General features: G+C 32.7%; 14 protein-coding genes. 10 read left to right on the top strand and 4 right to left on the bottom strand.

What is annotated here, in order from left to right; genetic code table 11:
• The first annotated feature begins 32 nt into the window (after window positions 1-32).
• Window positions 33-659 carry a bifunctional phosphoribosyl-AMP cyclohydrolase/phosphoribosyl-ATP diphosphatase HisIE gene (hisIE, locus tag Q4Q40_RS16260; RefSeq protein WP_303302981.1) on the top strand — a complete coding sequence of 209 codons (627 nt, stop codon included), beginning with the start codon at window positions 33-35 and terminating at the stop codon, window positions 657-659.
• Window positions 660-706: 47 nt separating this feature from the next.
• On the top strand, window positions 707-1,042 hold the full coding sequence (locus tag Q4Q40_RS16255; protein WP_303302980.1) for a hypothetical protein: 336 nt from the start codon (window positions 707-709) through the stop codon (window positions 1,040-1,042).
• Between the two features lie 174 nt (window positions 1,043-1,216).
• Here the strand turns inward: Q4Q40_RS16255 and Q4Q40_RS16250 are convergent, their stop codons facing one another.
• Complete coding sequence (locus Q4Q40_RS16250; RefSeq protein ID WP_303302979.1) at window positions 1,217-1,636, bottom strand: hypothetical protein; 420 nt, start codon at window positions 1,634-1,636, stop codon at window positions 1,217-1,219.
• A gap of 99 nt (window positions 1,637-1,735) precedes the next feature.
• On the opposite strand from Q4Q40_RS16250, the gene Q4Q40_RS16245 reads away from it, so the two are divergent.
• Together Q4Q40_RS16245 and Q4Q40_RS16240 are read left to right on the top strand one after the other, a co-directional pair.
• Window positions 1,736-2,512: a tRNA pseudouridine synthase A gene (locus tag Q4Q40_RS16245; protein ID WP_303302978.1), complete on the top strand. Its 777-nt coding sequence runs from the start codon at window positions 1,736-1,738 to the stop codon at window positions 2,510-2,512.
• Between the two features lie 83 nt (window positions 2,513-2,595).
• Window positions 2,596-3,276 carry a DUF2461 domain-containing protein gene (locus tag Q4Q40_RS16240; RefSeq protein WP_303302976.1) on the top strand — a complete coding sequence of 227 codons (681 nt, stop codon included), beginning with the start codon at window positions 2,596-2,598 and terminating at the stop codon, window positions 3,274-3,276.
• Window positions 3,277-3,300: 24 nt separating this feature from the next.
• On the opposite strand, the gene Q4Q40_RS16235 is transcribed toward Q4Q40_RS16240, so the two are convergent.
• The 3 genes from Q4Q40_RS16235 to Q4Q40_RS16225 all read right to left on the bottom strand — a co-directional run bounded on the left by Q4Q40_RS16235 (window position 3,301) and on the right by Q4Q40_RS16225 (window position 5,442).
• Window positions 3,301-3,717, bottom strand: a complete 417-nt coding sequence (locus Q4Q40_RS16235) for a glyoxalase (RefSeq protein WP_303302975.1) — start codon at window positions 3,715-3,717, stop codon at window positions 3,301-3,303.
• 341 nt (window positions 3,718-4,058) lie between these two features.
• A complete protein-coding gene (locus Q4Q40_RS16230) occupies window positions 4,059-4,808 on the bottom strand; it encodes an SDR family NAD(P)-dependent oxidoreductase (RefSeq protein ID WP_303302974.1) in 750 nt (249 codons plus the stop codon).
• A 52-nt stretch (window positions 4,809-4,860) separates the two neighbouring features.
• Window positions 4,861-5,442, bottom strand: a complete 582-nt coding sequence (locus tag Q4Q40_RS16225; protein ID WP_303302973.1) for a TetR/AcrR family transcriptional regulator — start codon at window positions 5,440-5,442, stop codon at window positions 4,861-4,863.
• Window positions 5,443-5,644: 202 nt separating this feature from the next.
• Between Q4Q40_RS16225 and Q4Q40_RS16220 the strand changes: the two genes are divergently transcribed.
• The 6 genes from Q4Q40_RS16220 to leuB all read left to right on the top strand — a co-directional run bounded on the left by Q4Q40_RS16220 (window position 5,645) and on the right by leuB (window position 12,205).
• Entirely contained in the window at window positions 5,645-6,532 is an 888-nt protein-coding gene (locus Q4Q40_RS16220; RefSeq protein ID WP_303302972.1) for a DUF72 domain-containing protein, read from the top strand.
• Between the two features lie 11 nt (window positions 6,533-6,543).
• Entirely contained in the window at window positions 6,544-6,933 is a 390-nt protein-coding gene (locus tag Q4Q40_RS16215; RefSeq protein ID WP_303302971.1) for an acyl-CoA thioesterase, read from the top strand.
• Between the two features lie 408 nt (window positions 6,934-7,341).
• Window positions 7,342-8,736 carry a 3-isopropylmalate dehydratase large subunit gene (gene leuC / locus Q4Q40_RS16210; RefSeq protein ID WP_303302970.1) on the top strand — a complete coding sequence of 465 codons (1,395 nt, stop codon included), beginning with the start codon at window positions 7,342-7,344 and terminating at the stop codon, window positions 8,734-8,736.
• Between the two features lie 270 nt (window positions 8,737-9,006).
• Window positions 9,007-9,603, top strand: coding sequence for a 3-isopropylmalate dehydratase small subunit (gene leuD / locus Q4Q40_RS16205; RefSeq protein WP_303302969.1), 597 nt, complete (start codon window positions 9,007-9,009; stop codon window positions 9,601-9,603).
• Between the two features lies 1 nt (window position 9,604).
• The gene (locus Q4Q40_RS16200) at window positions 9,605-11,125 is read left to right on the top strand and encodes a hydroxymethylglutaryl-CoA lyase-like TIM-barrel protein (protein WP_303302968.1); all 1,521 of its coding nucleotides are present in this window, start codon (window positions 9,605-9,607) and stop codon (window positions 11,123-11,125) included.
• A gap of 21 nt (window positions 11,126-11,146) precedes the next feature.
• Entirely contained in the window at window positions 11,147-12,205 is a 1,059-nt protein-coding gene (leuB, locus tag Q4Q40_RS16195) for a 3-isopropylmalate dehydrogenase (RefSeq protein ID WP_303302967.1), read from the top strand.
• Window positions 12,206-12,721 lie beyond the last annotated feature (516 nt).

Raw genomic sequence — 12,721 nt, 5'->3', positions numbered from 1 at the left:
AGGAGGTTTATTACGTATAAAAAATTAAGGTTATGACAAATAATAAAAATACAGCTATCATTTCTCCCTCTTGGGAGAAGTTAGAAGGAGGGCTTATACCTGCAATCATTCAAGATGCGACAACTAAAAATGTATTAATGTTGGGCTATATGAATAATGACGCCTACCAAAAAACCATTGAAACGAAACAAGTTACTTTTTTTAGCAGAAGCAAGCAACGTTTATGGACTAAAGGAGAAGAAAGTGGTAACTTTCTCAATTTAGTTGATATAAAAAATGATTGTGATAATGATACACTCTTAATTCAGGTAAATCCTGTTGGACCTACATGCCATAAAGGAACAGATACATGTTGGCAAACTGAAAACAAACCATCCTATGGATTTTTCTCAACTTTAGAAGCTATTATTACAGAACGTATTTCAAGCAAAGACGCTAAAAAGTCTTATGTCGCAAGTTTATTTGAAAAAGGCATCAATAAAATAGCTCAAAAAGTAGGAGAGGAGGCTGTAGAAACAGTTATTGAGGCGATGGATACTAATGATGAGTTGTTTTTATACGAATCGGCAGATCTATTATTTCACTATTTAATGTTACTGCAAGCAAAGGGATTTACCTTAAAGGATATTGAAGAAGAATTGAAAGGAAGACATAAATAATAAAAAAATATTATCTTTACACTATATAATTTTAATTTAAAGACCCCATGAACCTACAAAAAACAATGCTGTCGTTATTATTTTTTATAACCGTTTCAGCTACCGCATTTGCCCAAAAAGGGATTGACAGTCAAGTAAATGATTTAATCAAAAAAGATAATCTTGAGTTAACAATAAATGATAAAAGTTTAAAATTGTCAAAAAAGCAAGAAGCTAAACTCAGAGAACTTTACAAAGAACTTCTTACCCTTGAAAAAGAAGCTCCTAAATCTAAAAAAAAGAAAGAAACTTTCAATAAAAAAATAGAGGAGAAACGTAAAAAGACGTATGCTGCGAAAAATGATCTTTTAACTCCTAAACAAAAGCAAGCTTTAAAACGCTAATACAACTAAGTCTCCATTGGATGAATAGTTGGTTAAAAATATATAAGGCATTAGAATAAATTTTCTAATGCCTTTTTTTATTAATAACCTTCTTCTAAACAGCCCTACAGGATAACTATTGCAAATCCTGTAAAGGTTTCTTTGGTTTCTTTTCTTACCTCAATCAAATTCTTTTCAAGAAAGCCATCCTTTTGCTTGAGACCTTCTGGAAACCCAAAGAAAAATAAATGCTAATACAACAATCATAAGAGTCATCTCTAAATGAGTGACTTGATTATTAATAAAAGCATAGCCCATTTGAACGATTACAGCAATTAATGAAATACTCCAAAAAATTGTAGCCCATTTTTTTCTTAACAAAAGCCCAATAGCCCCAATAACACCCGCAAAAACAGCAATAGCAAATGTTGCTGTTATCCATGAAGGTAAATTTGCAGCAATTTCAAGTTCTTCAGCCGAAAAAGAATTACGATACCGTTCGGTATTATATGTTTGCCCTAAGTAACCATCTATTCCAAGTGTATTCCAAACAAGTGCAATAACACTTACTATCCAGAACCAAACAGGCGGATCATTTGTTGATGTTTTAGTCATAATTTTGAGTATTTAGTTAGTTAATAATATATACAAGTTATAAATTTTTTGTCACAATTAATAAAGAGCGTATTTTTCGAGCCTTATATAAAATAAAAAATGAAAAAATATTTTTATGTGTTTACTATTCAATATTTAGGATATCGTTTTCATGGTTGGCAAAAACAACCCAACGTAAAAACGCTGCATTTAATGGTAGACAGAACTCTAAATTTTATTCTTGAAGGCAAGCGATTTAAAAGTTTAAGTTCGGGAAGAACAGATGCAATGGTGTCTGCCGAAAATGCTGCCTTTGAATTGTTTTTATTTGAACCTATTGAAGATGAAAACGCTTTTTTAGAGCTCTTTAACCACAACCTGCCACAAGACATTAGAGCCACCAGTATACAAGAAGTCGACGCAGAGTTTAATATAATAAAACATTCAAAAATTAAAGAATACCTATATTTGTTTACTTGTGGTGAAAAGTGCCATCCGTTTTGTGCACCAATTATGACCACTATTCTTGACGATTTAGATATTGATATTATGAAACAAGGCGCTAAACTTTTTGAAGGTAAGCACTATTTTAAATCGTACTGTTATAAACCTACAGATAATGGTATTTACGATCGGGAAATTTTGTTATGCGAGTTAGTAGAAAACACCATTTATACCGCTAATTATTTTCCTAAAAAAACGTATTTATTAAGAGTAAAAGGAAAAGGGTTTATGCGAAATCAAATTAGATTAATGATGGGGACACTAATTGATTTAGGAAAAGGAAAACTATCTATAGAAGATATTAAAAACAGCCTACTACCTGGTAGTAACACAAGAATGGAATACATAGCTCCGGCATCGGGACTCATTCTTAACAATATTCAGTTTGAATAATACTGCGATTTTTGTAATTTCCTCGCATTATTTAGACTAAAAGTCTTTATATACTAACCATCAATATCAAAAAACATAATAATATGGGAGTAACGGTTCCAAAAGAAGCATTAGATTTTTTTAAAAAATTAGAAAAAAACAATAATAGAGATTGGTTTAATGAACGAAAAAAAGAATTCAAAAGTGTAGAAGCCGAAGTTAAACAAGTGTATAATGCCATTTTGGAATCTCTTAATACGCATGATGAAGTAGACAAACTAAAAATGTTTAGAATTTATAGAGACGTCCGTTTTTCAAAAAACAAGGATCCTTATAAAACACATTTTGGTGGTTCGTTTCGCAGAACAAAACCAAAACTAAGAGGTGGTTATTACCTACACCTTCAACCTAATAATGAAAGCTTTATTGCAACAGGTTTTTGGGAACCAGCACCTGCAGATTTATTGAGAATTAGAAAGGAATTTGAAATGGACGATAGTGAAATTCGCGACATTTTAGCTAATAAAAAGTTTAACAGCATCTGGGGTGATCGTTTTGTTGGAGATGAAGTAAAAACGGCTCCAAAGGGCTTTAGTAAAGACCATAAAGCTATAGATCTTATAAAGAAAAAGCAATACATATTTACTAAAAAGTATACAGATAAAGAGGTTTTAGATACTAATTTTATAAAAGATGTGAATGATTCTTTTAAAGCCATTAGACCGTACTTTAACTATATGAGTGATGTACTTACTACAGATTTAAATGGGGTGTCTTTGATTTAGAAAGTATACGACTTTTTTTAAAGATTAAACAGCTTCAAGTAATTCTGGCTTTTCAAAAATTTGAATATTACTTAGTAAACGCTCTTTAACGATACGCATCATCCGCTTATTTAAAGCAGATGAATTCTGTATGTATATTTGATATTCTTCGACAGTAAATTGTCCGATAATCATGCCCTTTAAAGCATTTCTAAATTTCATATCTTTTTGAATGGCATTTTCAATATAGATCATGCGTTTTTCTATAGACAAATCGTAAAAAACCGATTTATGCTTAACAATGTAATTCTTAAAAACAGCAATTAACAAGTCATTCTGCAACGTAGCTATAGGTCGCAAAACTAAATTTTGAAAACGCTCATCATTACTCATGCTATCATTAATAGTAGTAGAAGGAACTTCTGGACGGATACTTTTTAGATTATATTGTCTTGTGTTCATTATCTATGATATTGGTTTTCATAAAAGTATAGATTATTGAGGCTTAAATATGATAGGGGTACTTGTAATTGTTAACGAGGTTATTAACAAAATAATTTAAAGTACTCGTTTTTAGTCTAAAAGTTCTCCAATCAAGGAGAGGGTTTCCAATTATATCGTCCTTTTGGAGCCATTAAAACGGTGATTTTTTTACAGTTCTGGGTGAGGTAAAATAATAAATTCGATTTAGCTCTAAAGCAAAACCTGTGTTGATCTAAGCCAAAATATACCCCTATGGTTGCTATAGGGGTATTCAGTTTCAATATTTTATTATAATTTATGCTTCAAAAATGACACAAGTTCTAAATCTGACTTATACCACCATCAACTTCTAATTCAACACCATTTATATAAGAAGCATCATCAGAAGCCAAGAACAAAGCTGTATTAGCTATTTCTTCAGAAGTACCAAAACGACCTAGTGGTACCATAGCAGCAAAACCTTTTCCTGTTTCTTCAAGTGCGTTCTCAGGTAAACCCATTTTTCCATAAATAGGAGTGTCTATAGGTCCGGGAGCAATCGTATTTACACGTATGCTTCTAGATTTCACTTCAGAAGTTAAAACTTTTGAAAAAGAACGTAAAGCACCTTTACTTGCAGAATATACACCAAAGCCATCAAATGCCTTTTGCTTTACAATTGAACCTGTAAATATAATAGTCCCCCCATCATTAATGTGTGGTAAAGCTTCTTTTGTGGCCAATATTGGACCTTTAACATTCGTGTTAAAAATAGCATCATAATGATTCTCATCAATCTCTGTGATTTGCGTAATAGGAGCAATCCCTGCATTTAAGAATAGTATATCAATAGTTCCAAATGCCTCTGTAGCTTCTTTTATAAGCTTAACATTATCTTCTGGTTTAGATACATCTGCTAAAACAGTAATAAAATCACCTTCCAGACTTTCTGATACCTCATTTAATGCCTCTTGGCGTCTTCCCGAAACAACTACTTTGGCACCTTCTTCTAAAAATAATTTAGCTGTTGCTAAACCAATACCACTGTTTGCACCTGTTATTACGGCGACTTTGTTTTTCAATTTATTCATAGTTTACATATTTTATCTGAAATGATCGTTCCAAATAGGATTAAAAAAAAAATTAAATTAATGTTTGTATTATAGTATTTGCAATAGTTTGCAAGTCTTTCTTATTTGATATTAAAATGCCAGCAGTTCTAAAACCTTGGATAGACGAGAATAAATATAACGCATATTCGTTAGGCGTTCTACTGAGGTTTATAGAGGATTCTTTTTGACCTTTAGCAACTAATTCTTCCAATAATTTGATAAAAGATTTCTGATTTGATTTTAAAAAGGTTACAATAGCATTTTCTTGATTTGCCATTTCGGAAATACAATTCGTAATCAAACAACCTTTATCATCTTTATCTTTAAGAGTATCATGCAAATAAAGCTCAAAAAGAAGTTCTATAGCATGTAATGAGTTATCTGCGCTTTGCAATATCTCTGAAACTTTTAAAACATACGTATCTTGATATGATTTTAAGCATTCTAAAAACAAATCCAATTTACTCCCAAAAGAATTATAGATACTCGATCTGTTAAGGGTTGTGGCATCTACTAAATCTTGCATAGAAGTAGCGTTAAAGCCCTTATCATGAAAGACCTCAGTAGCTCTTTTTAAGACCAGCTCTTTATCGAATGTTTCTACTTTTGGCATATTGATTTGAAATGAACGTTCCAAATATATAAAATATTTATGAATCCAGTTATTAAATTTTTTGTTATTATGCTTAAAAACATTAAAAATACTTTCAAAATATTTACTTTTGGTTAAAGAAACATACTATAAAAAAAGAACAAAGCTAAACTTAGAAAATTCTATATATTATGTGACGTATAAATTACTAATAAAATAACCTATGAAATTTGGACGTGTAGACAATCCTGAACTTATTGATTTCACTTTTCCTGAAGATCATCTAGATACCGAAAACGTATTAAATAAAGTTAAAGATGATAACATTCCTGAAATTTATGTGGGATGTGCAAAATGGAATAGGGCAGAGCTCAAAGGGTTTTATCCTAGAGGTACCAAAGATGAATTGGCTTATTATTCAAGACAATTTAATGCAATCGAATTAAATGCCACATTTTATAGAATTTTTCCAGCAGAACAATTTGCTACCTGGTATGATAAAACACCACCAGGATTTAAGTTTTTTCCAAAGTTAAATCAAGAAATAAGTCATTGGAAACGCTTAAACGATACCCAAGCTATTGTTGAGAATTATTTATACAATGCTTCTAATTTAAAAGAAAAGCTAGGCACCATCTTTTTGCAAATGCATAGTAATTTTGCACCTAAAGATTTTAATCGCGTTATTTCTTTTATTGAAAATTGGCCAAAAGAAATCCCATTAGCTGTTGAGTTTAGACACACGGACTGGTATAACGATGCTACCATAGCCAAAGAATTGTACCAATTATTAGAAACCAATAACATTTCTAATGTTGTTGTAGATACTGCTGGTAGACGCGATTTAATGCATATGCGCTTAACCAACGCTACTGCTTTTGTTAGATATGTAGGTGCTAACCATGAAACAGATTATTCTCGTTTAGATGATTGGGTAGAACGATTAAAACTTTGGAAAGATTCTGGAATTAAAGAAATTAATTTTTTCATTCACCAAAATATTGAAAAAGAATCCCCACTATTATCGGCATATTTTATTAAAAAAATCAATCAAGAATTGGGATATTCTTTAACAATCCCTAATGAAGACAAACAACAAAAATTATTATAAAACCAAAACACATGAGATTTCATACAAGAAAATGGATAAAACCAGAAGATCTAAACCCTAACGGAACATTATTTGGAGGCAGATTATTAGAATGGATAGACGAGGAAGCTGCTTTATATGCCATTATTCAGCTCGAAAACCAAAAGGTAGTAACAAAATTCATGAGTGAAATAGACTTTAGATCTTCGGCTAAACAAGGAGATATCGTAGAAATTGGTATTGAAGTGGTTAAATTTGGAAATGCTTCTATTGTACTGAGCAGTGAAGTTAGAAATAAAATGACTCGAGAAACGATTATAACCATTTCTAACATTGTAATGGTTAATCTGGGAAAAGATGGCAAACCAAAGCCCCACGGAAAAACACAAATAGAGTATGTTGCAGACAGATTATTGAAATAGTTATAGTAAGTTATGACCTTTAAAATATTGAGTTCATTCTAACTTTTTATTTTTTACAGATAAATAACTTTTTTTCACATTAATTACTATTTTTTTTAATGCCATTATTATGAATAATGGCATTTTTACTTTTGTATTGTATTAACTTCCTCACAGAGACAAATAAGACAACATCCCCTTTCAATACTAGATAATCAGGCTATTCTTCTTTATAAAAACAGATACTTTAAAAATTATAGTCAATTTCAGTGTTTTATTGCATTTAATTCAATGAATGTGCTATCTATTAATGATTTTATAAAAATTTAATACCAAAGTATCTTACTCACTTAAAAGACTGCAATAAAAAGCAGTTTTTTATAAATTTGCTTTCCTTAGTAATACATTACATTAAATTTAAAATATTTTATGAGTAAATCATTATTTGACAAAGTGTGGGATTCGCATGTTGTAAGAAAGATTGAAGGTGGTCCAGACGTATTCTTTATAGATCGTCATTTTATACACGAAGTAACAAGTCCTGTAGCCTTTTTAGGGTTAAAAAATAGAGGATTAAATGTTTTATTTCCAGAACGTACATTTGCTACTGCAGATCATAATACACCAACTATTAACCAACATTTACCTGTTGAAGATCCGTTATCGGCAAATCAATTAAAGGCTTTAGAAGATAATTCTAACGAATATGGTATTAGCCATTGGGGGCTTGGTCATAAAAAGAATGGTATTGTACATGTTGTAGGTCCGGAAAACGGCATTACGTTCCCAGGAGCTACTATTGTTTGTGGCGACTCACATACATCAACTCACGGAGCATTTGGTGCGATAGCCTTTGGTATTGGAACCTCTGAGGTTGAAATGGTATTATCTACACAATGTATCATGCAACCAAAGCCTAAAAAAATGCGCATTAATGTAAATGGGCAATTAGGAAAAGGTGTGACACCTAAAGATGTCGCGCTTTATATCATTTCAAAATTAACAACTTCTGGTGCTACTGGGTATTTTGTAGAATATGCTGGTGATGTTTTTGAAAATATGACTATGGAAGGTCGTATGACGGTTTGTAACTTATCTATAGAGATGGGTGCTCGTGGTGGTATGATTGCTCCCGATGAAACAACTTTCGAATATTTAAAGGATAAGCCGCTATCTCTAAAAGGTGACGCTTGGGATGCTGCCGTTGCACATTGGAAAACCTTAAAAACTGAAGCTGATGCAACCTTCGATAAAGAATTAACTTTCTTAGCTAGCGATATTGAACCAATGATTACTTATGGTACAAACCCAGGTATGGGGATAGGGATCTCTAATAATATTCCTGATGCCAATACTGTTGATGGAGGTGTTGCTACATACAAAAAGTCTTTAGATTATATGGGGTACGAGGAAAACGACCCTATGCTTGGTAAAAAGATTGATTATGTTTTCTTAGGAAGTTGTACAAATGGTAGAATTGAAGATTTTAGAGCATTTGCTTCTATAGTTGAAGGAAAACAAAAAGCAGATCATGTGACAGCTTGGTTAGTTCCTGGGTCTCACGAAGTAGAAGATAAAATTAAAGCAGAAGGGATCTTAGATATCATTACAAAAGCTGGATTTGTATTAAGACAACCAGGTTGTTCTGCTTGTTTAGCAATGAACGATGATAAAATTCCAGCTGGAAAATATGCAGTAAGTACCTCTAATAGAAACTTTGAAGGACGTCAAGGTCCAGGGTCAAGAACATTACTTGCTAGTCCTTTGGTTGCAGCTGCTGCTGCAGTTACAGGTGTAGTAACAGATCCGAGAGATTTATTGTAATTCCCCTAAATCCCCGAAGGGGACTTTTGGAAGGATTCGCATAAAAATATAATTAAAAACACTGGCAATTGAATACTCCCCTCAATCCCCAAAGGGGAAGTTGAAATATAAGTAGGGAAGAAGAGATTAAATATAAAATAACTGCCAACTAAACATTGGCAACTGAATAATCCCCTCAATCCCCAAAGGGGAAGTTAAAATATAAATAGGGAAGAAGACATTAAATATAAAATAACTGCCAACTGAATACTGGCAACTGAATACTAAAATATGGCTTACGATAAATTTAATATACTAACAAGTACAGCGGTTCCTTTACCGTTAGAAAATGTTGATACCGATCAAATTATACCTGCAAGATTCTTAAAAGCTACAGAACGTAAAGGATTTGGAGATAATTTGTTTAGAGATTGGAGATATAATGGTGATGATACACCAAAAGAAAACTTTGTGTTAAACAACCCTGTTTACAGTGGTAAGATTTTAGTAGGAGGTAAGAATTTTGGTTCTGGTTCTTCTAGAGAGCATGCGGCCTGGGCTGTTTACGATTATGGGTTTCGTTGTGTTGTATCTAGCTTTTTTGCTGATATTTTTAGAAACAATTGCTTAAATGTTGGTGTTTTACCAGTGCAAGTGAGTCCAGAATTTTCAGAGCAAATCTTCAATGCCATATACGACGATGCTAACACAGAGATAGAGGTAAACTTACAAGAGCAAACCATTACTATAAAATCTACAGGTGCTCAGGAATCTTTTGACATCAATAGTTACAAAAAAGAGAATATGCTTAACGGTTTTGATGATATTGACTATTTACAAAACATAAAAGGTGAAATAGAAACATTCGCAAATGGTTTGATGCTATAAAATGGCCATAAAAAAAATAGAAATAATGGATACGACACTGCGCGATGGTGAACAAACATCGAGTGTGTCGTTTTCTGCCTCAGAGAAACTAACCATAGCAAAGCTTTTATTAGAAGAATTAAAAGTTGACCGTATAGAAATAGCATCTGCAAGAGTATCTGAGGGAGAACTTCAAGCAGTAAAAGAAGTAACCAGTTGGGCTAAAGACAATGATTATTTAAATACAGTTGAAGTGCTCACTTTTGTTGATAAAGGTGTTTCTATACAATGGATGATTGAGGCAGGAGCAAAGGTTCAAAACTTATTAACAAAAGGTTCATTAAATCATTTAACTCATCAACTCAAAAAGACTCCTAGTCAGCATTTTGAAGAAATATCAAAAGTTACTTCATTAGCTAAAGAAAAAGGTATTGAAACCAATATTTATTTAGAAGATTGGAGCAATGGGATGCGCAATTCTAAAGACTATGTTTTTGAGTTTTTGGAATTCCTTTCTACACAACCTATAAAACGAATCATGCTTCCAGATACTTTAGGTGTTATTACTCCTAAAGAATCTTACGATTTTGTAAAAGAAATTAAAGATAAATATCCGAACCTACATTTCGATTTTCATGCACATAATGATTATGATCTGGGTGTAGCCAATGTTATGGAAGCTCTTAAAGCTGGTGCAGACGGACTTCATTTAACCATTAATGGTATGGGTGAACGTGCCGGGAATGCCCCTTTATCGAGTACCATTGCTGTTATTAATGATTTTATGCCAGAAATAGAAGTTGGTGTTAATGAAAAAGCGTTATATACAGTTAGTAAACTGGTTGAGACATTCTCTGGAGTTATGATTCCAGCGAATAAACCTGTTATTGGCGCTAATGTGTTTACGCAAACAGCTGGAATACATGCCGATGGCGATAATAAAAAGAATTTATATTTTAGCGATTTACTACCCGAACGTTTTGGAAGAACTCGTAAGTATGCCTTAGGAAAATCGTCTGGAAAAGCTAATATTCAGAAAAATTTACAGGAATTAGGACTTCAACTTAATGATGACGATTTAAGAAAGGTAACGCAACGTATCATCAAATTAGGTGATAAAAAACAAGTCGTTACTAAAGAAGATTTACCTTATATTATCTCTGATGTTTTAGATTATACTTATGAAGAAAAAGTAAAGATAAATTCTTATGTACTAACACATTCTAAAGGGTTGAAACCTTCAACAACAGTTTCTATCACAATAAACAATGAAACGTTTGAAGAAAATGCGCAAGGCGACGGACAATTTGATGCCTTTATGAATGCGATTAGAAATGTCTTCAAAAAGAAAAAAATGGTATTACCAGATTTGATAGATTATGCCGTAAGAATACCGCCAGGAAGTCATTCGGATGCGTTATGTGAAACCATTATTACCTGGAGAAACCCTGAGAAAGAGTTTAAAACACGTGGTTTGAATTCAGATCAAGCAGTATCTGCTATTAAAGCAACCGAGAAAATGCTAAACATTATTATTAATTAAGATTACAATAAAACAAAATAAATGAAATTTAATATTGCGCTTTTAGCCGGAGACGGTATAGGACCAGAAGTAATAGATCAAGCCGTGAAGGTAAGTGATGCTGTTGCTAAAAAATTTGGACACGAAATAACCTGGAAACCAGCATTAACTGGTGCAGCAGCTATTGATGCTGTTGGAGAACCTTATCCAGATGCAACCCATGATATTTGTGTTGCTTCAGATGCGGTTTTATTTGGTGCTATTGGTCACCCACGTTTCGATAACGATCCTTCTGCAAAGGTGCGTCCAGAGCAAGGACTTTTAAAAATGCGTAAAAAATTAGGGCTATTTGCCAATGTAAGACCAACTTTTACTTTTCCATCACTTATAGAAAAGTCTCCTTTGAAGAAAGAACGTATTGAAGGTACCGATTTAGTGTTTTTACGTGAATTAACTGGTGGTATTTACTTTGGGGAAAAGGGAAGAAGAGATGATGGTGAAACAGCTTATGATAACTGTGTGTATACAAGAGCAGAAGTACAACGATTAGCAAAAAAAGGCTTTGAGTTAGCTATGACGCGTTCTAAAAAATTATGCTGTGTTGATAAAGCTAATGTACTGGAAACATCTCGTTTATGGAGAGAAACAGTTCAAGCCATGGAAAAAGATTATCCAGAAGTAGAAGTAGCTTATGAATTTGTTGATGCTGTAGCCATGCGATTGGTACAATGGCCAAATAGCTATGATGTATTAATTACTGAAAACTTATTTGGAGACATTTTAACAGATGAAGCGTCTGTTATTTCTGGTTCTATGGGACTTATGCCATCGGCATCTATGGGAAGTGATATCGCTTTATTTGAGCCAATTCACGGATCGTATCCGCAAGCAACAGGATTAAACATAGCAAACCCATTAGCAACTGTATTATCTGCTGCTATGATGTTTGAAACAGCATTTAACTTACCAGAAGAAGGTGCAGCTATACGAGACGTTGTAAACAAATCGCTTGCTGAAGGTGTTGTAACTGAAGATCTTGCTAACGGTGGAAAAGCTTACGGAACCAAAGAAGTAGGGGACTGGTTAGCTACAAATATCTAAGAAATATATACTACTCTAATTATATTTAAACGTGGGCTCATTTATTTTTGAGTTCACGTTTTATTTTGTCTTAACTGTAGACTGGAAGTCTGCTTCATGAACTACCAAAACAAAAGAAAAAGCTTTGTAAAACGTGAAATTTGTGTCAAACTTTTTAGAAGCTGAAAACGAAATCCACAAAAGCACTTAGTTTTAACTACGGTTAAGACTAATAAAAATAATTTTAGATTCTTCAGTGGTTCCTCCTTACCATTGACGTGTTTTATAAATATTTAACTTTCAATTGTTTGTCATCAGAGCGCAGCGAAGAATCTTTATTATTAATTTCTATAGATTCTTCAGTCGTAAGCTTCGCTTATATCTTCAAACAAAATATATTTTGTTTTCGATAGCCTACCATTGACGTCTGTTTCAAGTATTTGATTTTTAGAGTTTTAAAAATCACACTTGAACAACCTTTAAACCTAGTTCTTTAGCCATTCTTGTAACAGAGCGTTGCTTGTTGACTAACATTAT

Source organism: Flavivirga jejuensis (assembly GCF_030540765.1).
GTDB lineage: Bacteria > Bacteroidota > Bacteroidia > Flavobacteriales > Flavobacteriaceae > Flavivirga > Flavivirga jejuensis.
This window is presented reverse-complemented; position numbering and strand designations above follow the sequence as displayed.

Bases quoted from the DNA above. Each gene is read 5' to 3' on its own strand.
- Q4Q40_RS16240 (WP_303302976.1), top strand. From the start codon at position 2,596: ATGGGAGTAACGGTTCCAAAAGAAGCATTAGATTTTTTTAAAAAATTA.
- Q4Q40_RS16215 (WP_303302971.1), top strand. From the start codon at position 6,544: ATGAGATTTCATACAAGAAAATGGATAAAACCAGAAGATCTAAACCCT.
- Q4Q40_RS16235 (WP_303302975.1), bottom strand. From the start codon at position 3,717: ATGAACACAAGACAATATAATCTAAAAAGTATCCGTCCAGAAGTTCCT.
- Q4Q40_RS16225 (WP_303302973.1), bottom strand. From the start codon at position 5,442: ATGCCAAAAGTAGAAACATTCGATAAAGAGCTGGTCTTAAAAAGAGCT.
- hisIE (WP_303302981.1), top strand. From the start codon at position 33: ATGACAAATAATAAAAATACAGCTATCATTTCTCCCTCTTGGGAGAAG.
- Q4Q40_RS16255 (WP_303302980.1), top strand. From the start codon at position 707: ATGAACCTACAAAAAACAATGCTGTCGTTATTATTTTTTATAACCGTT.
- leuB (WP_303302967.1), top strand. From the start codon at position 11,147: ATGAAATTTAATATTGCGCTTTTAGCCGGAGACGGTATAGGACCAGAA.
- leuD (WP_303302969.1), top strand. From the start codon at position 9,007: ATGGCTTACGATAAATTTAATATACTAACAAGTACAGCGGTTCCTTTA.
- Q4Q40_RS16250 (WP_303302979.1), bottom strand. From the start codon at position 1,636: ATGACTAAAACATCAACAAATGATCCGCCTGTTTGGTTCTGGATAGTA.
- Q4Q40_RS16230 (WP_303302974.1), bottom strand. From the start codon at position 4,808: ATGAATAAATTGAAAAACAAAGTCGCCGTAATAACAGGTGCAAACAGT.
- leuC (WP_303302970.1), top strand. From the start codon at position 7,342: ATGAGTAAATCATTATTTGACAAAGTGTGGGATTCGCATGTTGTAAGA.
- Q4Q40_RS16200 (WP_303302968.1), top strand. From the start codon at position 9,605: ATGGCCATAAAAAAAATAGAAATAATGGATACGACACTGCGCGATGGT.
- Q4Q40_RS16220 (WP_303302972.1), top strand. From the start codon at position 5,645: ATGAAATTTGGACGTGTAGACAATCCTGAACTTATTGATTTCACTTTT.
- Q4Q40_RS16245 (WP_303302978.1), top strand. From the start codon at position 1,736: ATGAAAAAATATTTTTATGTGTTTACTATTCAATATTTAGGATATCGT.